Here is a 20,516-nt window from a genome sequence, read left to right as displayed (position 1 = left end):
GCCGCTGCGACGATCTGGGCGGCCCAGCGCCCTCAGCCGCCCAGGAACCGGTCGAATGCCTTGGCGATGGTCGAATGCCTTCCGGTGCGGGTCTCGCGCCGGTCGGCCGAGTCCATCACGCGTAGGGCCGTGTTGACGCCGAGGTAGCGCAACGGCTCCGGCTCCCACTTGCGGGAGCGGTGCCCGACCCACGGCAGTCCGACCAGTTCGGTGGCGGCGCCGCTGATCAGGTCGGCGAGGGTCCGACCGGCCAGGTTCGAGGTCGAGACCCCATCGCCGACATAGCCTCCGGCCCAGGCGAACCCGGTCTCGCGATCGAGGCCGACGCCGGCGTGCCAGTCGCGTGGAACTCCGAGCGGCCCACCCCAGGAATGGGTGAACGCCGCGCCGGCCAGGGCCGGGAACATGTCGATCAGGGTGAGGCGGAGCGAGTCGAAGACAGCCGGCTCCCGATCGAACTCGGCCGACGTGCTGGACCCGAAGTGGTACGGGGCGCCGCGCCCGCCGAAGACGATGCGGCCGTCGGCGGTGCGCTGTCCGTAGCAGATGACGTGTCGCTGGTCGGCGAAGGTGGGTCGGTCCGTCAGGCCGACGGCGGCCAGGGTGTCGGCATCCAAAGGTTCGGTTGCGACGATCAGCGAGTAGATCGGAGCGAGGTCGCGTCGGGCGCCCGGGAGTGCGGCGGTGTACCCCTCGGTCGCGCGGACGACCACATCGGCGGTGACGGTGCCGGTGTTGGTGACGACCCGGTGCGGGCGGATCTCCTCGGCAGTGGTGCCCTCGTACAGTGCGACCCCCCGATCGGTGACGATCTTGGCCAGCTCGCGCACCAGTGTGCCCGGGTCGATGCTCGCGCAGTGTGGCGTGAACGTCGCGCCCAGAACGCCTTCGGCCCTTGCGATCTCGAGGGATTCGGCGACCGAGAGCAGCCGCATGTCGGCCTCGGTGTCACCCCACGAGTGGGCGTGCGCGACCTCGGCTTCGGCGCGTTCGAGCTGCACCTTCGACCTGGCGAACCCGATGGTGCCGCCGCGGGAGAATCCGCAGGCAATCTCCTCTGCGCCCACCACCGACTCGACCTCGTCCAGGCTCGCCCGCATGGCGTTCTTCATCGCCAGCGCGGCGTCCCGTCCGTGCCGCCTCGCGATCTTCTCCCAGGAGGCCGGGAAGAGGTCCGAGCACCAGCCGCCGTTGCGTCCGGAGGCCCCGAACCCGGCGATCTCCTTCTCCAGCAACGCGATCCGCAGGGTGGGATCGGCCTTCTGCAGGTAGTACGCGGTCCACAGCCCGGTGAAACCAGCGCCGACGATCGCCACGTCGACGGACAGGTCGCCGTCCAGCGCCGGCCGTCGGGTCAACGGCTCGGGGAGGCGGTCCAGCCACAGACTCAGCCCCCGGTAGCCCGCCGTCTGGGTCTGGTCGGCCTGATGCTGCGTCAAGACGGGTGAACCTCCTCAGGCCGCGCTCATCAACTTTCTCGGCGCTCAAGATCGTGGCGGAAATGGGACTGGTGGGAAAGAAGTCGACGACTTCGTGAGCGCGGTCGAAGTTGATAAGCGCGCCGCGCCTAGCGTCTAGATGCGGTTCCAGGCCTCGGCCAGGACGATGCGGAGCTTCTGCTCGATCTCGTCGAACTCGGCCTGGCCACCGATCAGCGGCGGGGCGACCTGGACGACGGGGTCGCCGCGGTCGTCGGCACGGCAGTACAGGCCGTTCTCGAACAGCGCGCCGGAGACGTAACCGCGCAGCACCCGCTCGCTCTCGGCGGCGTCGAACGTCTCCTTCGTCGCCTTGTCCTTGACCAGTTCGATCCCGTAGAAGTAGCCGTCACCACGGACGTTCCCGACGATCGGCAGGTCGTACAACTTCTCCAGGGTGGACCGGAACGCGTTCTCGTTGCGCAGCACGTGGCCGAGCAGGTCCTCCTTCTCGAAGAGGTCGAGATTCGCGAGCGCCACGGCGCACGACACGGGGTGGCCCCCGAAGGTGTACCCGTGCGCGAACGACACACCCTCCTTGCCGAACGGCTCGTAGATCCGGTCGGAGATGATCGCGCAGCCCAACGGCGAGTACCCGGACGTCAAACCCTTTGCAGTGGTGATGATGTCGGGTTGATAGCCGAACTTCTGGGCGCCGAACATGGTGCCGAGCCGCCCGTAGGCACAGATCACCTCGTCCGAGACCAGCAGGACGTCGTACTCGTCGCAGATCTCGCGCACCCGGTCGAAGTAGCCGGGGGGCGGCGGGAAGCAACCACCCGCGTTCTGCACCGGCTCGACGAAGACTGCTGCGACGGTCTCCGGGCCTTCGGCGAGAATGGCCTCCTCGATCCGATTTGCCGCCCACAGACCGAAGGCCTTCTCGTCCTCCGCAAAATGTTCGGGAGCGCGGTAGAAGTTGGTGTTCGGGACGCGGAAGGTGCCGGGGACCAACGGTTCGAAGGCCTGCTTGAACGGCGGGATCCCGGTGATCGAGAGTGCGCCGGCAGTGGTCCCGTGGTAGGCGATCGACCGCGAGATGACTTTGTGCTTGGCCGGTTTCCCGGTCAGCTTGAAGAACTGCTTGGCCACCTTCCAGGCCGTCTCCACCGACTCGCCGCCGCCGGAGGAGAAGAAGACCTTGTTCAGGTCGCCCGGCGCCGCGGCGGCCAGCCGGTCGGCCAGCTCGATAGCGGCCGGGTGGGCGTAGGACCAGATCGGGAAGAAGGCGAGCTTGTTCGCCTGGTCGTACGCGGCCTTCGCCAGTTCCTCGCGGCCGTGGCCGACCTGGACGGTGAACAGACCGGAGAGCGCGTCGAGGTACTTCTTGCCGTTCGTATCCCAGATGTAGCTTCCCTCGCCACGTTCGATGATCGGAACTGGCGCGTGGTCGTAGGCCGACATGCGGGTGAAATGCATCCACAGATGGTCGGTGGCCTTGCTGGTGACGCTGGTGCTCATCGTGTTCCCCACGGGTAGGTCTGAATGGAAAGTTGGGTAGAGGGGCGCCGCGTCATCGGGTGCCCCACGTGTAGGTCTGTTTTGAGGGTTGCCAGGTGCATGGACGCGACCGTGTCATCTCGTTCCCCAGGTGTAGGTCTGTTTTGACAGCTTCAGATACATGAACGACTCGGTCGACCGGATGCCCTCGATGGTGCGGATGCGCTCGTTGAGCAGGCTCAGGAGGTGTTCGTCGTCCTCGCAGACCACCTCGGCGAGGATGTCGAACGACCCCGCGGTGACCACCACGTAGTCGACCTCGTCCATCGCCGACAGCGCGGCGACGACCGGATCCAGATTGCCCTCGGCCTTGATCCCGATCATCGCCTGACGGGAGAACCCGACCTGCAGCGGATCGGTGACGGCGACGATCTGCACCACGCCGGACCCGATCAACCGCGAGACCCGTTGTCTGACCGCTGCCTCCGAGAGCCCCACAGCGGCAGCGATCGCCGCGTACGGCCGACGACCGTCCTGCTGGAGTTGTTCGATGATCCCCTTGGATACGTCGTCCAGTGCCACGGCCGCGCTTCGGTGACGGAGCGTCCCCGGACCGTCGCTGTCGGCTCCGAGGCCGGCCGAGGATCTGGACATGACGATGATGATGGCCGGATCCGAGGTCGGAAAGCAAGTGATTCCGTCGACGAAACCAAATGGCAACACGGAAACCCTTGCACAGGGCGTTCAGAACTGCGATAACCGTATCGACCATTCGAGCAGCTGGGAGTGCGCATGACGACGACAGCACCGGTCGGACCGCCGGCCGGTTCCGGCACCTCGGATGGAACCGCCGTCGACAAGGGACTCAAGTCGGGTTCGCTCGGCCTGGTCGGCAGCGTCGTCGTCGGGATGGCATCGACGGCCCCGGCCTACTCGCTCGCGGCCAGCCTCGGGCTCATCGTGGCCAGCGGCGGCGCGATCCTGGCCGGCGTCAAGGCGCCCGCGATCATGCTGCTGGCCTTCATCCCGATGTACTTCATCGCCGTCGCGTACAAGGAACTGAACGAGGCCGAGCCCGACTGCGGCACCACGTTCACCTGGGCCACCCGGGCGTTCGGTCCCATCGTCGGTTGGATGGGCGGGTGGGGCATCATCGCGGCGGACGTCATCGTGATGGCCAACCTGGCGCAGATCGCCGGGGCCTACTCGTTCACCCTCGCCGACGACGTCGGGATCCACAACACGTTGGCGAGCAATACGTTCTGGTCGACGGTGGCCGGGATCTTCTGGATCGTCATCATGACGTACATCTGCTACCGCGGCATCGAGGTCTCGGCCCGACTGCAGTACGGATTGCTGACCATCGAGGTGATCACGCCGATCATGGTGGCCGTCGTGGCCCTGATCAAGGTCTACTCGCACACCGCACCCAAGGGGTCGCTCACCCCGCAGCTGTCCTGGCTGTGGCCGGGAGGCCTGTCTTTCGGCGGCGTCATCGCACCCGCGGTGCTCACGGCCGCGTTCATCTACTGGGGCTGGGACACGGCGGTCGCGACCAACGAGGAGGCGGCCGATCCGGGACGGACCCCCGGTCGGGCGGCCGTCATATCGACGGTGCTGCTGCTGATCACCTACGTGCTGGTGACGACGTCGGTGGTGGCCTTCGCCGGGGTCGGGACCGACGGTATCGGGCTCGGCAGTGCGGCCAACGCCGCCGACGTCTTCACCGCCATCGGGCCCGCTCTGTTCGGCGACAGCTTCCTCGGCCACGTCGGACTCGGGCTGCTGACCGTGTCGATCCTGACGTCGGCCTCGGCCTCCACCCAGACGACCATCCTGCCCACCGCGCGGACGGCTCTGTCGATGGCGGTCTACAAGGCCGTGCCCAGGAACTTCGCCCGGATCCATCCGAAGTACCTGACTCCGACCTGGTCCACGATCGGGATGGGTGCGGTGTCCATCGGCTTCTACCTGCTGATCACCATCATCAGCACCAGCCTACTGGCAGCGCTGATCGGATCGATCGGCCTGCAGATCGCCTTCTACTACGGCCTCACCGGCATGGCCTGCGCGTGGTTCTACCGGAAGACGCTGCTGAGCTCGTTCCGCCATCTGCTGATGCGCGGAATCATTCCGCTGGTCGGCGGAATCTTCCTCTTCGCGATGTTCGTCTACGGACTGGTCAGCTACGCGGCCGCGGACTGGTTGACCGACGATGCCGGCAAGAACGTCACCATCTTCGGCATCGGTGCCGTGGCCGTGGTGGGCATGCTGGCGTTGGGGGTTGGGTTCGTGCTCATCGCCCTGCAGTGGTGGCGCTCACCCGACTTCTTCCAAGGGAGAACACTGCCGAGAAGGTCGGCGGACCTGGTGCTGGTCGGCGTGGTCGAGGGAGTGCCCAGCACCCTGCCGGGCTCGGGCGAGCAGGGCACCGTCATCGCGAAGGACCTCTCCAACCTGCCCGTCGGGCAGGTCGCCATCGATCCGGAAACGGGCGAGACCTTTCGGAAGGACGTGACCTGACCCACCCGCCGTGGCCGCTCACCGTGGTCGACATCGCTGTCGGCCCGGTGAGCGGTCTCGTGCGTTCTTCGCCGCTACGTGATGTCATATCGCGCACGGCCCTGCAGCAAGTGCGGACGGCGCACCACCGCCCGCATCAGCACCCAGCAACTGGAGGAAACGCAACTCATGCCCAGCAAAGACGACCGGAACCAGCACCTCCCGACGATGGCCGATCTGGCCAGGGCCGGCCTGACCAGGCGCACCCTGTTCCGCGGCGCCGGTGTGGCCGGAACCGCGGCCCTGCTGGCTGCCTGCGGGGTCAAGGGGACCAATGCCCAGGCCGGCTCGACCTCCTCGGCGTCCTCGTCGAGTTCGTCGGCGGCAGGGTCGTCGGCGGCAGGGTCGTCGTCGGCAGCCGGGTCGTCGTCCGCACCTGGTAGTCCGCAACCCGCAGCCTTGACGCCGACCAGCAGCGCCGGCGTCCCCGACCTGTCCGACACCGACAAGACAGTCAACTGGTCGAACTGGCCGGAGTACATCGACGTCAGCAGCGGCAACGCCAGCAAGCACCCGACGATCGACGCCTTCACCGCCAAGACCGGCATCGCGGTGAAGTACACCGAGGACGTCAACGACAACAACCAGTACTTCGCCAAGGTCCAGCCGCAGTTGGCTGCCGGGCAGGCGATCGCGGCGGACGTCTTCGTGGTGACCGACTGGATGGCCTCCAAGTTCATCCAGCTGGGATACGTCCAGCCGCTGGACCACTCGATGATCCCGAACATCAAGAACCTGCAGCCGGCCCTGATGAACGTGCCATTCGACAAGGGCCGCAAGTACTCCCTGACATGGCAGTCGGGGCTCACCGGCATCGCGCAGAACCCCAGTGCCACCGGCGGCAAGACCATCGACTCGATGGACCGGCTGCTCACCGACTCCTCGCTCCGGGGCAAGGTCACGCTGCTCACCGAGATGCGCGACACCATCGGGCTCACCCTGCTCGATCTTGGTTTCGACTGCAGTGATTTCACCGACGAGCAGTTCAACAAGGCGATCGCCAAGCTGCAGACCGCGGTCGACGCCAAGCAGATCCGGCAGTTCACCGGCAACGACTACGCCCAGGGGCTGGTCTCCGGCGACATCGCCGCCTGCATGGCGTGGACCGGAGACGTTGTGCAGCTCAAGGCGGACAACCCCGATCTGACGTACGTGCTGCCGCCCGCCGGCTACACGCTCTGGAGCGACAACTTCGTCATCCCGGTGCGGACCTCGCACAAGAAGAACGCCGAGATCCTGATGAACTACTACTACGACCCGCAGGTGTCCGCGAAGGTCGCCGACGCGGTCAACTACATCACCCCGGTCGCCGGCACCCAGGCGATCCTGGCCAAGACCGACCCGAAGGTGGCGAAGAACGAGTTGATCTTCCCGACCAGTGCCACCCTGTCGAAGGCGAAGGGTTTCATGGAACTCGATGCAGCTCAGGAGAAGCGTTACAGCGCAGCTTTTGCCAAGTTGTCCGGTGCGTGAGACATTACCACCACGAATGTCTCGAGCGGTAAGATGACCGTCGCCGACACAGCAGGTGCAGCCGAACTGGGCACCGGGCTCGAGATCCGTTCGCTGGTCAAGAACTACGGTGATTTCACGGCAGTCGACTCGATCGACCTGACCGTGCCGGAGGGGTCGTTCTTCGCCTTGCTCGGGCCGTCCGGCTGCGGCAAGACCACCACCCTGAAGATGGTGGCCGGGCTCGAGAATCCGTCATCGGGTGCGATCTACATCGGTGGGAACGACATCTCGGCGCTGCGGCCCTACCAGCGGCCGACCAACACGGTCTTCCAGAACTACGCACTCTTCCCTCACATGACGATCTTCGAGAACGTCGCGTTCGGTCTCCGCCGCCGCAAGGTGGACGACGTGCGGGGCAAGGTGATGGAGATGCTCGAGCTGGTGGAACTGTCCCATCTGGCGCAGCGCAAGCCGACCCAGCTCTCCGGCGGCCAGCAGCAGCGCATTGCGGTGGTGCGGGCGCTGGTGAACCGGCCGAAGGTGCTGCTGCTGGACGAACCATTGGGTGCGTTGGACCTCAAGCTGCGCCGGCAGATGCAGCTGGAGCTCAAACGGATCCAGACCGAGGTCGGGATCACCTTCATCCACGTCACCCACGACCAGGAGGAGGCCATGACCATGGCCGACACCATCGCGGTGATGAACAAGGGTCGAGTCGAGCAGCTCGGTGCTCCGGTCGATCTCTACGAGAACCCGCAGAGTGCCTTCGTGGCCGGCTTTCTCGGCCAGTCCAATCTGATGGCGGTGAAGGTCGTCTCCCGCGACGGCGACGTGCTGGCGCTCGACTTCGAGGGCGTGCGGCTGACCATGCCGGCGGCCAGGGCCCGGTCGGCGGCGGTGGACATCGAGGTCGGCGTGCGCCCGGAGAAGATCCAGATCAGCGAACCGGGTGAACCGCGGCCGGGGCTGAACGCGGTGGACGGGATCATCATCGACACCTCCTTCGTCGGGGTGTCGACGCAATACCTGGTGCGCACCAAGGGTGACGAGGAACTGACCGTGTTCAGCCAGAACACCGCGACGACGCTGCGCCAGGTCGGCGACCGCGTCACGCTCTCCTGGCATCCCGAGCACACCTTCGGTCTGGAGGCCGGCGCCTACGAAGAGGCGACCGCGGCCGAGGTGGCGTCGTGAGTGTGGTTGCGGCGGCGGGAGTCTCCGGAGGGGCCAGGACCCCGGAGCCGCCCCCGGAGAAGTCCGGTCGGAAGCTGACCCCGTACTTCCTGCTGCTGCCCGCCTTTCTCGCGCTGATCGTCTTCTACGTCCTGCCCACCCTGACGCTCGCCTCGACCTCGCTGCAGACCGGCTCCCTCGAGGACGGCTACGCGCTGACCTGGCACTGGGCCACCTACGGCGACGTCATCACGCAGTACTGGCCGCAGTTCGCCCGCTCCTTCGTCTTCGCCGCGGTGGCCACCCTTCTCGCACTGCTCATCGCCTACCCGCTGGCCTACACCATCGCGATCAAGGCCGGCCGCTACCGAAACCTGATGCTGGCCCTGGTGATCGCGCCGTTCTTCACCAGCTTTCTGATCAGAACCCTGGCCTGGCGCCAGATCCTGGCCGACCAGGGCTGGGTGGTCGACATCATGAAGTCCACCGGGCTGATGCATCTGACCGACTGGCTGGGGATCACGGAAGGCCGCCTGCTGGCCACCCCGATCGCCGTCGTCCTCGGTCTGACGTACAACTTCCTGCCGTTCATGACGCTCCCGCTCTACACCTCGCTGGAGAAGATCGATCCGGGACTGCTGCAGGCCTCCGGTGATCTGTACGCCAACTCGTGGAGCAGTTTCTGGAAGATCACCTGGCCGTTGTCGCTGCCGGGGGTGGTGGGCGGCACCCTGCTCACCTTCATCCCGGCGGCCGGTGACTACGTCAACCAGCAGTTCCTCGGCTCGACGTCGGAGACGATGACGGGCAACGTCATCGACTCGTTGGCGTTGCAGCAACGGGACTATCCGTCCGCGGCGGCACTGTCGCTGGTACTGATGCTGGCGATCGTGGTGCTGGTCAGCGTCTACGTGAAACGAGCCGGAACGGACGACCTGCTGTGATGGCCATCCTGGAGAAGACCCGGACCTCTGCCCCTGCGCCGATTTCCCGGCCGACGGGCCGCCGTTTCGGCTGGATCCGCGACCACTTCGTCGCCTTCCTCGGCGTTCTCGGGCTGATCTACCTCTTCGTCCCGATCTTCGTGGTGGTGCTGTTCTCGTTCAACAAGCCCAACGGCCGCTTCAACTACACCTGGGTCAGGTTCTCGTTCGACGCCTGGTCCTCGCCCTGCGACGTCTCCGGGATCTGCGACTCGCTGCTGGTCAGCCTGAAGATCGGGCTGCTGGCCACCCTCGTCGCGACGATCCTGGGCACGACGGCGGCGTTCGGGTTGGCACGGCACCGGTTCCGCGGCCGTGCCGTCGCCAACGTGCTGATCTTCCTGCCGATGGCCACCCCCGAGGTCGTCGCCGGCTCGTCCCTGTTGACGCTGTTCATCAACATCGGAGTGCCGCTCGGTCAGCTGACGATCTTCATCGCCCACGTGATGTTCTGCATCAGCTTCGTCATCGTCACCGTGAAATCCCGCCTGGCCGGGATGGACCCGCGGTTGGAGCAGGCGGCGATGGACCTGTACGCCAACCGGTTCCAGACGTTCTTGCGGGTCACCCTGCCGCTGGTGATGCCCGGCATCGTGTCCGCGGCGCTGCTGAGCTTCTCGCTGTCCTTCGACGATTTCATCATCACCAACTTCAATGCGGGATCGACCGTCACCTTCCCGATGTTCGTCTGGGGTGCCTACCAGCGGGCCCTCCCGGTGCAGGTGAACGTCATCGGAACGGGCATGCTGCTGATATCGCTGGTCCTGGTGGGGATCGGCCGGATCATCAGTACAAGACGGAACAGGTGAGCTATCCGATGAGCGCGTCGTCCAGCACGGCCGCCGCGGTGACCATGAACGTCATCGACGGTCAGTGGCTCCCGGGGTCGGGGGAATCCTTCCCGGTGCTGAACCCGGCGACCGGACGTGAGGTGACCCGCTACGCCCTGGGGACCGCCGCGGACGTCGAGAAAGCCGTGGCCGCCGCCCGTCAGGCGTTCGGCAGCTGGTCGCGCACCACGCCGGCGGAACGATCGTCGTTGCTGGCGAAGCTGGCCGTGGAGCTGGAGCACCGGGCGGAGGAACTGGCCCAGGTCGAGACGTCGCAGACGGGGAAGCCGATCAGGCTGTCCTCGGGCTTCGACGTCCCGGGGACCATCGACAACACCGCCTTCTTCGCCGGCGCCGCCCGGGTGCTCGAGGGCAGCGCGGCGGGGGAGTACTCGCCCGACCACACGTCGATGATCCGGCGCGAGCCGATCGGTGTCATCGGGTCGATCTCACCCTGGAACTACCCGTTGCAGATGGCCGGATGGAAGATCCTGCCGGCCGTCGCGGCGGGGAACACCATCGTGCTGAAACCTTCTGAAATAACCCCGATCACTTCCTTGATGTTCGCCGAGGCGGCCGCCGCCGTCGGCCTCCCGGACGGCGTCATCAACATCGTCAGCGGTACCGGTGCGGACGCGGGATCGGCGCTGGTCTCCCACGCCGACGTCGACATGGTCTCGTTCACCGGCTCGACCGCCGTCGGTCGTCAGGTGATGGCCGCCTGCTCAGGGCGGGCCGCCCGGGTACACCTCGAACTCGGCGGCAAGGCCCCGTTCGTGGTGTTCGACGACGCCGACCTGGAGGCGGCGGTGCACGGCGCGGTGGCCGGCGCACTGATCAACTCCGGGCAGGATTGCACGGCTGCGACCAGGGCCTACGTCCACGTCTCGCTCATCGACGCCTTCGTCTCGGGCATCGCCGATCTGCTTGCCGGCCTGGTGATGGGAGATCCGATGGACCCGGCAACCGACATCGGGCCGCTGTCGAGCAAGCGTCATCGCGACAAGGTCTTCGGCATGGTCAACGCGGCCGCGCAGCGCGGCGCGAAGATCATCTCGCCGGGTGGGCTGCCGGGGAGCGACCACGCCGGCTGGGACCTCGCCCACGGGTTCTGGCAGCTGCCGACCCTGGTGACGAACGTGGCCCAGTCCGACCCGATCGTCCAGGAGGAGATCTTCGGGCCGGTGCTGACGGTGATTCCCTTCACCACCGACGACGAGGCACTGGCGCTGGCCAACGATTCACCCTTCGGGCTGGCCGCCTCGGCCTGGACCTCCAACGTGCATCGGGCACTTCGGGCCTCCGCGGAGCTTCGAGCGGGTACCGTGTGGATCAACGATCACATCCCGATCTTCTCCGAGATGCCGCACGGCGGCTACGGAGCATCCGGTTTCGGTAAGGACATGAGCACCTACGCCCTGCATGAGTACATGCAGATCAAGCACGTCGCGATGGATCGCACCGGCATCGGCCGCAAATCCTGGCACCGCACCGTTTTCGGCCTGCCCCCGGCCTGACGCGCGCGTCCTCCCCTCACCGGGGGACGGCCTGCCGGGAGTCCTGTCCTTCGGGCCCGCTTCTTCCTGCTGCTCCCGATCCGCTTCACCGAACCATTTTCGTCGAAGAATCACATCCGAGGAGAACCGAACCGTCATGATCCACACCTCCATTCGCGTGCTCGACCCCGTTCCCGACCCACGGGGTCCGTCGCTCTCGTCCGACATCTGGGACGGCAAGACCGGGACCGTCATCGAGACCTCCCGCAAGTTGCCGCACGCTGCGCAGCAGGGGTGATCTGCGATGTCTCCTCTGCTTCCCGCCGGCCGCGCCAGATCCAAGGCCGTCCGCGACTCCCTGTCCGACTCCGAGCCCATCTGCTGGTGGCTCGATGACGTCGATGCCCCGGAGCCGCGCGAGCGGTTGACCGGATCGTCCCGTACCGCCCTCGCCGTCATCGGGGGTGGATACTCCGGACTCTGGACGGCACTACTGGCCAAGCAGGAGGACCCCTCGCGCGAGGTGGTGGTGCTGGAGGGAAAGACCCTGGGGTGGGCGGCTTCCGGTCGGAACGGCGGTTTCTGCTCCGCTTCCCTGACGCACGGCCAGGCCAACGGGATGGACTGGTACCCGGAGGACATGCCGCGGCTGGAACGCCGCGGCCGCGACAATCTCGCCGGGATCGTGAAGACCATCGAGGACTTCGGGATCGATTGCAAACTCGAGAAGACCGGTGAGCTCAAGGTTGCCACCGAGAGCTACCAGATCGGTGACCTGGCCGCGGATTACGAGCGGATGCTCGACTTCGGTGACGAGGCAGAGCTTCTCGACCAGGCCGGGACCAGGGCGCTGGTGAACTCGCCGACCTACCTCGGTTCGGTGAACGGCCGCGACAAGACGGTGCTGGTCGATCCGGCCCGTCTGGTCTGGGGTCTCGCCGATGCGTGCGAGTTGCTCGGGGTGAAGATCCACGAGAACACCCACGTGCAGGGGATGGCCCGCGACGGCCGCGAGATGGTGCTGACCACCCCGCACGGTACCCTGCGTGCGGACCGCGTTGCGTTGGGCACCAACGCTTTTCCGTCGCTGCTCAAGCGGGTCCGGCCGTACGTGGTTCCGGTCTACGACTACGCGATGGCCACCGAACCGCTCACCGACGCGCAGATGGACACCATCGGCTGGAAGGGCCGGCAGGGTGTCAGCGACGCCGGCAACCAGTTCCACTACTACCGGCTGACGGACGACAACTGCATCCTGTGGGGCGGTTACGACGTGATCTACCACTACGGCAACCGGATCGATGCGTCGCTCGACCAGCGGCCGGAGACGTTCAAGCTGTTGTCGGAGCACTTCTTCGCGACGTTCCCGCAGCTGGAGGGCCTCCGCTTCACCCACACCTGGGGCGGGGTGATCGACACCTGCTCCCGCTTCTTCCCGTTCTTCGGCACCGGCTACGGCGGAAAGGTCGCCTACGCAACGGGTTACACCGGTCTCGGGGTCGGGGCCACCCGCTTCGGGGCCCAGGTGATGCTGGACCTTCTGTCGGGCGAGAAGACCGAGTTGACGTCGCTGAACACCGTCCGGGCCAAGCCGGTGCCGTTCCCGCCCGAGCCGCTGCGGTCGGGTGTCATCAACCTGACGCGGTGGTCAGCGGCGCGGGCCGATGCGCGGGCCGGGCACCGCAACCTCTGGCTCCGCTCCCTCGACCGGTTCGGGCTCGGCTTCGACTCGTGACAGGACCTTCGCCGGCTCGTGCTGCAGCACGGCGGTTTGCTCGGTGCGTTGCGGGCGGGGGAACGATTGAACCGTCCGGACGACGGATTGCGGTCATCCGTTGTGCGAGCGATCACGCAGCTTGCCGATCGTTGTGCGCGCAGCGAAGCTGACAGACGAAAGCGAACATCTCAGGTCCGGCACCCCGCCGGATGGCACCACCACTAGCAGGAGAGTTGATCCCCATGGCGCGCTACGGCGCAATGTACGGCCCCGATGTCACCTTCACCGGGGTTCCGCGCTGCGACCTGTCCGATCCGTCGACCTATGCCTCGGCGTCGGCGGTGATCGTCGGCGCCCCGTACGACTCGGGCACCTCCTACCGCTCCGGCGCGCGGATGGGCCCGATGGCGCTGCGGACCGTCGACTACTCGGAGCACACCGGTTCCCGACCGCACCTGTCGTTGCGGGTCGACCCGCTGCTGGACCTGGGCGTGGTCGATGCCGGCGACGTCGAGATGGCGCCGACGGAGACGATCCGCTCGCTGAGGGCGCTGCAGGACGTCATCACCCAGCTCGCGAAGGCCGACAAGATCCCGATCGTCCTCGGTGGTGACCACACCGTCGCGATGGCCGACATCACCGGCCTTGCCGAGCATTTCGGCTACGGCCGGATCGCCGTCATCCACTTCGACGCGCATGCCGACACCGGAGACATCCAGTTCGGCTCGCTGTACGGGCACGGTCTGCCGATGCGCCGGGTCATCGAATCGGGAGCCGTCAAGGGCAGCAAGTTCTTCCAGATCGGTCTCCGCGGGTACTGGCCCGAGCCACCGGAACTGGCCTGGATGGCCGATCAGGGCATGCGCGGTTTCGAGATGGCCGAGATCCAGCGGCGTGGCCTCACCGAGGTGCTGACGGAGGCCATCGCCCTGGCCTCGCAGGACACCGACGGCGTCTTCCTGTCCGTCGACATCGACGTGGTCGACCCAGGAATGGCCCCGGGCACCGGCACTCCGGAGCCCGGCGGACTGACCGCCCGCGAGCTCCTGGACGCCGTCCGCCGGATCGGCCGCGAGACCAAGCTGGTCGGGCTGGAGATCGTCGAGGTGGCGCCGCCGTACGACCATGCCGATGTGACCGCGATGCTGGGCAACCGTGTTGTCCTGGAGACACTCTCGGGCATCGCCCGGCGACGTGCGGACGAGGCGGAGGGCACCACCTGGGACGAGTCGGTGCCGGTGCTGTCCGGTCGTAGCCTGGCGCCCGTGCGGTCGGCCAGCGGGAAACTGCGGGTGCTGCTCGTCGGCGCCGGCGGCGTCGGGTCCGCGGTGGTCGCCACGGCGGCCAAGCGCGAATACATCGAGGCCATGGTGGTGGCCGACTACGACCTGTCCAAGGCCCAGCAGACCTGCGAGATCGTCGGCGACGGGCGGTTCATCCCGGCCCAGGTGGACGCCACCAAGCTCGACGACGTGGTCGGCCTGCTGACCCGCTACCGGTGCGACCTGCTGCTCAACGCCACCGATCCGCGGTTCGTCATGCCGCTGTTCAACGCGGCGCTGCAGGGCAGGGCGCACTACATCGACATGGCGATGTCGCTGTCGCACCCGCACCCGACCGACCCGTTCAACACCCCGGGCATCATGCTCGGCGACGAGCAGTTCGCGATGGCCTCGGAGTGGGAGGCCGCCGACCGGATCGCCCTGGTGGGCATGGGTGTCGAGCCGGGACTGTCCGATGTCTTCGCCAAGTACGCCTCGGACCACCTGTTCTCCTCGATCGAGGAGATCGGCGTCCGCGACGGAGGCAACCTGCAGGTCGAGGGATACGATTTCGCTCCGACGTTCTCGATCTGGACCACCATCGAGGAGTGCCTGAACCCGCCGATCGTCTACGAGAAGGATCGAGGGTGGTTCACCACCGCCCCGTTCTCCGAGCCGGAGGTCTTCGACTTCCCGGAGGGCATCGGGCCCGTCGAGTGCGTGAACGTGGAGCACGAGGAGGTGCTGCTGATCCCGCGCTGGCTGGACGCCGGCCGGGTGACGTTCAAGTACGGGCTCGGCCAGGAGTTCATCGAGATGCTCAAACTGCAACGCAAGCTGGGGATCGACTCCGCGGAGCGGCTGCAGGTCGGCTCGGTGATGGTGTCGCCCCGTGACGTCATCGCCGCGCTGCTGCCCGACCCGGCCACCCTCGGCGACAAGATGCACGGGAAGACCTGTGCCGGAACGTGGATCAAGGGTCTGGACAAGCAGGGCAACCCTCGCGAGGTGTACCTCTACCACGTGGTCGACAACGAGTGGTCGATGAGGGAGTACCACTCGCAGGCCGTGGTCTGGCAGACCGCGGTGTGCCCGGTGGTTGCGATGGAGCTGATCGCACGCGGGGCCTGGTCGGGTGCGGGTGTACTCGGCCCGGAAGCCTTCGACGCGGTGCCGTTCCTGACGCTCCTCACCGAGTACGGCTCGCCGTGGGGCATGCGGGAGCAGGGTCCGGCGGCGCTGGATGCGGGCGGGGCCCGTGACACCGGCCCCGCGCCGACCAAGCCCGGCGACCCGCACCCGCAGCCGGTCCGCCCGAAGACCGGCACCGCCCCCGACGCCCCCCACAGCCGCGCCCTGTAGCCCCCCTTTCGGCGCATACAGGAATGCCCGGCGCATACGGAACTGTCCGTTTTCCGCCTCCGAGGTCGCGAAACGGTACGTTCCATATGCGCGGGCGCGCGGGCCTCGCGGGCATTCGGCCTCAGGCGCTGAAGAGCTCCGCGCAGAGCTCGGCGAACATGGCGGTATGGGCGTCGACGTCGGCCTCGGTGGTGGCCGGGCACATCAGCGCCATGTTGTGGAACGGCGTCAGCAGAATGCCGCGGTTCAGGGCGTAGAGGTGCAGCAACTGCTGGAGTTCGAAGTCGTCGGCCGCGGCCGCCTCCGAGCCGTTCACCGGTAGCTCTGTCGAGAAGCCATACTCCGCCCGGCATCCGAGCCGGGTGACGTGCCAGGGTGCATGCGCCGCATCGATTCCTGCCTGCACACCGTCGGCCCATCGGTCGGCGAGCGGGATCATCCGGGCGAACGCGTCGTCGGTCAGGACGTTGCGCAGGGTTGCTGCCATGGCGGCCATCGACAGTCCGTTGCCGGCCAGCGTCCCGCCGATCCCGCCGACGTCGATGTCCTCCAAGGGCACCAGTTCCTCGATGCGGGCGGCCAGCTCCGCCGTCATACCGAAGGTGCCGCAGGCGATTCCGCCGCCGATCGACTTCCCGATCACCAACAGGTCGGGGTCGAGGCCCGCGAGCCCGGTGTAGCCGCCCGGGCCGGCGCAGATGGTGTGGGTCTCGTCGTTGATCAGCAGGACGCCGTCCTTCCGGGTCAGCTCCCGGACGGCCTCCAGGTAGCCGGGATCCGGCAGCACGATGCCGATATTCGTCAGCGCCGGTTCCAGCAGGACAGCGGCGACCTCGCCGGTGGCCAGGGCCATCGCCATGGCCTCGATGTCGTTGAACTCGACGACGATGGTCGTCTCCGACGTCGGTACCGGTGGCCCGATGTTGGACCGGCGATCAACGGTGCGCCCGTCCGCATCCAGCGTGGCGAACGCCTCGTCGACGGACCCGTGGTAGCAGAAATTGTGGACCACGATCTTCCGGCGGCCGGTCACCACGCGGGCGTACCGGATGGCATGACGGTTCGCGTCGGTCGCCGTCAGGGTGAACTGCCAGAGCGGAAGGCCGAAGCGGCGGGCCAACTCTGCCGACACGGTGATCGCATCAGCGGTCGGCAGCATGGTGGTGATCCCTCGGTCGAGTTGTGCATGCACCGCCGCGACCGTTGCCGCCGGCGAATGCCCGGCCATGGCGCCGGTGTCGCCGAGACAGAAGTCGATGTACTCGAGTCCGTCCACGTCGACGAAATGCGCGCCCGCAGCCGATTCGACGAAGACCGGGAAGTCGCCGGGCCACTTCACCATCCAGCTCATCGGCACGCCGCCCTGCATGTGAGCGCCGGCCCGGCGTGCAAGATCTGCCGATCGCGGATGGTCGCGGTCGAAACGTTGCCGTTCCCGCGCATGCAGTTCACCCAGTCGCGTCCGGTTCACCGTGGCCATGGGCTGCATCCTGCCCGATGCCCGCCGGGAACAACACAACGTCCTGCAAAGTGCTCGCTATAGCGAGCACTTTGCAGGACGCACGGGGTGTGCAGCGGGGCCGGAGCTACAGGTACTGGCCGGTGCCGTGGGGTCCGACACTCGGCTCCTCGCCGGACGTCCCGGGCGGGAGAGCGCCGCGCCGCATCTGTTCCAGCTGGGACCGGGCGGCCAGCTGCTGGGCGACCAGGGCCGCCTGCAGTCCGTGGAACACCCCCTCGAGCCACCCGACCAGCTGCGCCTGTGCGATCCGCAACTCGGCGTCCGTCGGCACCGAATCCTCGGTGAACGGCAGGGTGAGCCGCTCCAGTTCGTCACGCAGGTCAGGCGTCAGTCCGGACTCCAGCTCCTTGATCGATGCGGCGTGGATGTCCTTGAGCCGCACCCGGCTGGCCTCGTCCAACGGCGCGGCCCTGACCTCCTCCAGCAGCTGCTTGATCATGGTGCCGATCCGCATCACCTTGGCGGGTTCACCGATCGCGTCCCCCGGGTCGACGCCCGCCAGCTGCGTGCCCACCGGCGGCTCGGACTCGCTCTCCTGTTGTCCGTCGGGCCCGACCACCACAAAACGGTGGGATTGCTGCTCGGTCATCACATGCTCTCTCTCGTCGTCCGATTCGTCTGAAGCTAGTCGATCGGTTCCCGGTGGGGGTGCGCTTCAACATCACCCGAAGATCCCGGCTCAGGTCGCCAGCAGGATCTTCCCGAAGTGCCCACCGTCGGCCATCCGCTGATGAGCCTGCCCGGCCTGGGAGAGCGGCAGCACCACATCGATCACTGGCCGGACGGCGCCGGTCGCCACCAGCGGCCAGAGATGGTCACGGACGGCGTCGACGATCTCGCCCTTCGACCCGGGACCACTCACCGCGCGGCTGCGAAGGGCGGTCGAGATGACGGCCCCACGTCGGGCCATCAGCGCACCCAGATCGAGCTCCGCCTTGGCCCCGCCCTGCATCCCGATGATCACCAGCGATCCGTCCAAAGCGAGCGTGGAAATGTTGCGCTGCAGGTACTTCGCTCCGACCACGTCGAGAATGACGTCGGCTCCCCGACCGTCGGTCGCGTCCTTCAGCGCCTCGACGAAGTCCTGCGTCGAGTAGTTGATCCCGACGTCCGCGCCGAGTTCGCGGCAGCGTTCGAGCGAGGAATCGCGGGAGGCGGTGACGACGACCGTGGCGCCGATCGCCTTGCCCACCTGGATGGCCATGGTGCCGATGCCCGACGCCCCACCGTGCACCAGCAGGGTCTGACCCGCGCCCAGGCCGGCCCGCATGATCAGGTTCGACCACACCGTGCAGGCGACTTCCGGTAGTCCGGCGGCGTCGGCCAGATCGACGCCGTCCGGCAGCGGGAGTACCTGCGGTGCCGGAACGGCGACCTGCTCCGCATATCCGCCGCCCGCAAGCAGGGCGCACACCCGGTCGCCGATCTGCCACCCGGTGATGCCACTGCCGACCGCTGAAATGGTCCCGGAACACTCCATGCCGAGGATTGGCGAGGCCCCCGGCGGGGGTGGGTAGTGGCCCTCGCGCTGCAGCAGATCCGCCCGGTTCACCGCACTCGCCGTGACGGCGATGAGCACTTCGCCTTCGCCGGCCACCGGATCTTCGACCTCCGTGAGGTGCAACAGCTCGGGACCGCCGAATTCGTCCTGGGTGATGGCCAACATGGTCCCGAGGGTAATGCGACTGCACGGCGGGCGATGGGGATGGCAGGCTTCGCATCATGACCACGACGTCGAGGGACGCCCTGACCAGGCTCTGGCCCCTGTTCGGGCTGCGCCTGGCCACCCCGCGGCTGATCATGCGGCCGGTCTGCGACGACGATCTGGCCGAGTTGGTCGACCTGGCCGCCACAGGCATCCACGACCCGGCCGCCATGCCCTTCCTGATGCCATGGACCGACGAGCCGCGGGAGAAACTGATCGAGAACACGCTGCGCCACTTCTGGCGGTCGCGGGCCGCGAGTGTGCCGGAGGACTGGTCGGTGCACTTCGCCGTGCGCTCGAAGGGGGCGTTGATGGGCACCCAGGAGATCAGCGGTCGGGACTTCGCCGTGACTCGGACCGTCGACACGGGATCCTGGTTGGGCCTGGCGCATCAGGGGCAGGGGTTCGGTACGGAGATGCGTTGCGCTGTCGTCAATTTCGCCTTCGACCATCTGAAAGCGACAAGAGCCGAAAGTGCTGCATTCTCCGACAACCCGAAGTCCCAGGCGGTGTCCAGGAAGGTCGGATACGTCCCCAACGGCGACCGGGTGGTGCAGCGGCGCCCGGGAGAGGCCGCGGTCGACGAGCGACTGCTGTTGACGCCCGAGACGTTCCGCAAGCCGACGTGGTCGGTGCAGGTGGCCGGCCTTGACGCTTGCCGAGGATCATTCGGGTTGTGATTCGACCACGTTCGCCCGCCTCGGCCCGGTCGAAGGAAGTCGGCACGCTCCGGGCCACTGTGGTGGTCGGCGGTGGCCACGCACTCGCGGCGACTGCCGCGACCGCGGGTTGCTACTGGCTGCTCGCGAACGTGCGGCGGTTCGGGCAGGGCAACGTCAGCACCCTGTTGTTGCAGGCCAGCGGCATCGTCGCGTTGCTATGGGCCTACGCCGGCCTCGTCCTTGGTCTCGTCATCAGCATTCGCCAACCGAACAGGCGCGGTGGTAGACCGCGTCGCATGGGGTGGCGACCGGCAGTGGTCACCTGGCACCGGCAGCTCAACGTGGCGGTCATCGGCCTCACCCTGCTGCACGCCCTGACGTACGGGATCGGCGTGCCGGGCGGTTCGCTGCTGGTGGCGCTCGTCCCGTGGACCGCGCACGTGGACGGGCTCGGCTACACGCTCGGGGTGCTGTCGCTCTACCTCGCGGTCCTGCTCGGCCCGAGTTACTACCTACGCCGCTACGTCGGACGACGGGTCTGGCTGGTCGCGCACCAGATCGCCGCCGTCAGCTACGCCGTCGGGCTGTGGCACGCCTTGTTCCTCGGCTCCGACCTCCGGCTGGAAGGCCTCGGCCGGACCCTGGTCTGGATCACCCAGATCCCGCTGCTTGCGCTGATCGTCCTCCGGCTGCGCAGGCCGCTCCGCTTGTCCGACCAGCTCAGCATGCGTCGGCGGGCCGGCCGCTTCGAGGAGCCGCGGCACGTCGCGCTGCGGATCGCGGTGGCCGTCGGCCTCTCCGTCACCGGCCTGATCGTGCTGGTGATGGCGCTCGTCGCGCTCGCAAAAGGACAGCACGGGACGCTGTAG

At 67.3% G+C, this 20,516-nt stretch carries 16 protein-coding genes and 2 pseudogenes; 12 read left to right on the top strand and 6 right to left on the bottom strand.

The annotated features are described in order from the left end of the window. Window positions 1-32: 32 nt before the first annotated feature. The 3 genes from ABIB25_RS21795 to ABIB25_RS21785 form a co-directional block, all read right to left on the bottom strand. The gene (locus tag ABIB25_RS21795) at window positions 33-1,439 is read right to left on the bottom strand and encodes an NAD(P)/FAD-dependent oxidoreductase (RefSeq protein WP_354530621.1); all 1,407 of its coding nucleotides are present in this window, start codon (window positions 1,437-1,439) and stop codon (window positions 33-35) included. A 135-nt stretch (window positions 1,440-1,574) separates the two neighbouring features. Next, complete coding sequence (locus tag ABIB25_RS21790) at window positions 1,575-2,939, bottom strand: aspartate aminotransferase family protein (RefSeq protein WP_354530620.1); 1,365 nt, start codon at window positions 2,937-2,939, stop codon at window positions 1,575-1,577. A 114-nt stretch (window positions 2,940-3,053) separates the two neighbouring features. Continuing rightward, on the bottom strand, window positions 3,054-3,572 hold the full coding sequence (locus tag ABIB25_RS21785) for an Lrp/AsnC family transcriptional regulator (RefSeq protein ID WP_354530619.1): 519 nt from the start codon (window positions 3,570-3,572) through the stop codon (window positions 3,054-3,056). A gap of 138 nt (window positions 3,573-3,710) precedes the next feature. Between ABIB25_RS21785 and ABIB25_RS21780 the strand changes: the two genes are divergently transcribed. The 10 genes and pseudogenes from ABIB25_RS21780 to ABIB25_RS21735 all read left to right on the top strand — a co-directional run. After that, window positions 3,711-5,441, top strand: a complete 1,731-nt coding sequence (locus ABIB25_RS21780) for an APC family permease (protein WP_354530618.1) — start codon at window positions 3,711-3,713, stop codon at window positions 5,439-5,441. Between the two features lie 168 nt (window positions 5,442-5,609). Next, window positions 5,610-6,953 (top strand): polyamine ABC transporter substrate-binding protein, encoded by a 1,344-nt coding sequence (locus ABIB25_RS21775; RefSeq protein ID WP_354530617.1) that lies wholly within the window; start codon window positions 5,610-5,612, stop codon window positions 6,951-6,953. 33 nt (window positions 6,954-6,986) lie between these two features. Continuing rightward, window positions 6,987-8,129 (top strand): ABC transporter ATP-binding protein, encoded by a 1,143-nt coding sequence (locus tag ABIB25_RS21770; RefSeq protein ID WP_354530616.1) that lies wholly within the window; start codon window positions 6,987-6,989, stop codon window positions 8,127-8,129. Next, the gene (locus tag ABIB25_RS21765) at window positions 8,126-9,052 is read left to right on the top strand and encodes an ABC transporter permease (protein ID WP_354530615.1); all 927 of its coding nucleotides are present in this window, start codon (window positions 8,126-8,128) and stop codon (window positions 9,050-9,052) included. The genes ABIB25_RS21770 and ABIB25_RS21765 overlap by 4 nt, the downstream gene beginning before the upstream one ends. Continuing rightward, window positions 9,052-9,900, top strand: a complete 849-nt coding sequence (locus tag ABIB25_RS21760) for an ABC transporter permease (RefSeq protein WP_354530614.1) — start codon at window positions 9,052-9,054, stop codon at window positions 9,898-9,900. The genes ABIB25_RS21765 and ABIB25_RS21760 overlap by 1 nt, the downstream gene beginning before the upstream one ends. Window positions 9,901-9,944: 44 nt before the next feature. Then, window positions 9,945-11,438 carry a gamma-aminobutyraldehyde dehydrogenase gene (locus ABIB25_RS21755; RefSeq protein WP_354530669.1) on the top strand — a complete coding sequence of 498 codons (1,494 nt, stop codon included), beginning with the start codon at window positions 9,945-9,947 and terminating at the stop codon, window positions 11,436-11,438. Window positions 11,439-11,574: 136 nt separating this feature from the next. Continuing rightward, window positions 11,575-11,715 (top strand): hypothetical protein, encoded by a 141-nt coding sequence (locus ABIB25_RS21750; RefSeq protein ID WP_354530613.1) that lies wholly within the window; start codon window positions 11,575-11,577, stop codon window positions 11,713-11,715. Between the two features lie 6 nt (window positions 11,716-11,721). Next, window positions 11,722-13,152: an NAD(P)/FAD-dependent oxidoreductase gene (locus tag ABIB25_RS21745; RefSeq protein ID WP_354530612.1), complete on the top strand. Its 1,431-nt coding sequence runs from the start codon at window positions 11,722-11,724 to the stop codon at window positions 13,150-13,152. A gap of 191 nt (window positions 13,153-13,343) precedes the next feature. After that, window positions 13,344-14,297, top strand: a pseudogene (speB, locus tag ABIB25_RS21740) (agmatinase); the annotation flags it as partial. A gap of 123 nt (window positions 14,298-14,420) precedes the next feature. After that, window positions 14,421-15,623, top strand: a pseudogene (locus ABIB25_RS21735) (saccharopine dehydrogenase family protein); the annotation flags it as partial. A 256-nt stretch (window positions 15,624-15,879) separates the two neighbouring features. Here the strand turns inward: ABIB25_RS21735 and ABIB25_RS21730 are convergent. The 3 genes from ABIB25_RS21730 to ABIB25_RS21720 form a co-directional block, all read right to left on the bottom strand. Beyond that, on the bottom strand, window positions 15,880-17,238 hold the full coding sequence (locus ABIB25_RS21730; RefSeq protein ID WP_354530611.1) for a transaminase: 1,359 nt from the start codon (window positions 17,236-17,238) through the stop codon (window positions 15,880-15,882). A 106-nt stretch (window positions 17,239-17,344) separates the two neighbouring features. Continuing rightward, window positions 17,345-17,869 carry a bacterial proteasome activator family protein gene (locus ABIB25_RS21725; RefSeq protein ID WP_354530610.1) on the bottom strand — a complete coding sequence of 175 codons (525 nt, stop codon included), beginning with the start codon at window positions 17,867-17,869 and terminating at the stop codon, window positions 17,345-17,347. Window positions 17,870-17,959: 90 nt separating this feature from the next. Next, the gene (locus ABIB25_RS21720) at window positions 17,960-18,946 is read right to left on the bottom strand and encodes an NAD(P)H-quinone oxidoreductase (RefSeq protein ID WP_354530609.1); all 987 of its coding nucleotides are present in this window, start codon (window positions 18,944-18,946) and stop codon (window positions 17,960-17,962) included. Between the two features lie 56 nt (window positions 18,947-19,002). On the opposite strand from ABIB25_RS21720, the gene ABIB25_RS21715 reads away from it, so the two are divergent. Both ABIB25_RS21715 and ABIB25_RS21710 read left to right on the top strand, forming a co-directional pair. Next, a complete protein-coding gene (locus ABIB25_RS21715) occupies window positions 19,003-19,665 on the top strand; it encodes a GNAT family N-acetyltransferase (protein ID WP_354530608.1) in 663 nt (220 codons plus the stop codon). Further along, window positions 19,662-20,516, top strand: a complete 855-nt coding sequence (locus ABIB25_RS21710) for a ferric reductase-like transmembrane domain-containing protein (RefSeq protein ID WP_354530607.1) — start codon at window positions 19,662-19,664, stop codon at window positions 20,514-20,516. Before ABIB25_RS21715 ends, ABIB25_RS21710 begins: the two co-directional genes overlap by 4 nt.

Source organism: Nakamurella sp. UYEF19 (genome assembly GCF_040546275.1).
Taxonomy (GTDB): Bacteria; Actinomycetota; Actinomycetes; order Mycobacteriales; family Nakamurellaceae; genus Nakamurella.
Note: the sequence above shows the minus strand (reverse complement) of the source record. Positions and strands in the feature narration are given on the sequence as shown.

What these genes read in the sequence shown, in the direction of transcription:
- ABIB25_RS21790 (WP_354530620.1), bottom strand. Translation starts at nt 2,939, where the DNA reads ATGAGCACCAGCGTCACCAGCAAGGCCACCGACCATCTGTGGATGCAT.
- ABIB25_RS21785 (WP_354530619.1), bottom strand. Translation starts at nt 3,572, where the DNA reads ATGTCCAGATCCTCGGCCGGCCTCGGAGCCGACAGCGACGGTCCGGGG.
- ABIB25_RS21780 (WP_354530618.1), top strand. Translation starts at nt 3,711, where the DNA reads ATGACGACGACAGCACCGGTCGGACCGCCGGCCGGTTCCGGCACCTCG.
- ABIB25_RS21775 (WP_354530617.1), top strand. Translation starts at nt 5,610, where the DNA reads ATGCCCAGCAAAGACGACCGGAACCAGCACCTCCCGACGATGGCCGAT.
- ABIB25_RS21770 (WP_354530616.1), top strand. Translation starts at nt 6,987, where the DNA reads ATGACCGTCGCCGACACAGCAGGTGCAGCCGAACTGGGCACCGGGCTC.
- ABIB25_RS21760 (WP_354530614.1), top strand. Translation starts at nt 9,052, where the DNA reads ATGGCCATCCTGGAGAAGACCCGGACCTCTGCCCCTGCGCCGATTTCC.
- ABIB25_RS21755 (WP_354530669.1), top strand. Translation starts at nt 9,945, where the DNA reads ATGAACGTCATCGACGGTCAGTGGCTCCCGGGGTCGGGGGAATCCTTC.
- ABIB25_RS21750 (WP_354530613.1), top strand. Translation starts at nt 11,575, where the DNA reads ATGATCCACACCTCCATTCGCGTGCTCGACCCCGTTCCCGACCCACGG.
- ABIB25_RS21745 (WP_354530612.1), top strand. Translation starts at nt 11,722, where the DNA reads ATGTCTCCTCTGCTTCCCGCCGGCCGCGCCAGATCCAAGGCCGTCCGC.
- ABIB25_RS21730 (WP_354530611.1), bottom strand. Translation starts at nt 17,238, where the DNA reads ATGGCCACGGTGAACCGGACGCGACTGGGTGAACTGCATGCGCGGGAA.
- ABIB25_RS21725 (WP_354530610.1), bottom strand. Translation starts at nt 17,869, where the DNA reads ATGACCGAGCAGCAATCCCACCGTTTTGTGGTGGTCGGGCCCGACGGA.
- ABIB25_RS21720 (WP_354530609.1), bottom strand. Translation starts at nt 18,946, where the DNA reads ATGTTGGCCATCACCCAGGACGAATTCGGCGGTCCCGAGCTGTTGCAC.
- ABIB25_RS21715 (WP_354530608.1), top strand. Translation starts at nt 19,003, where the DNA reads ATGACCACGACGTCGAGGGACGCCCTGACCAGGCTCTGGCCCCTGTTC.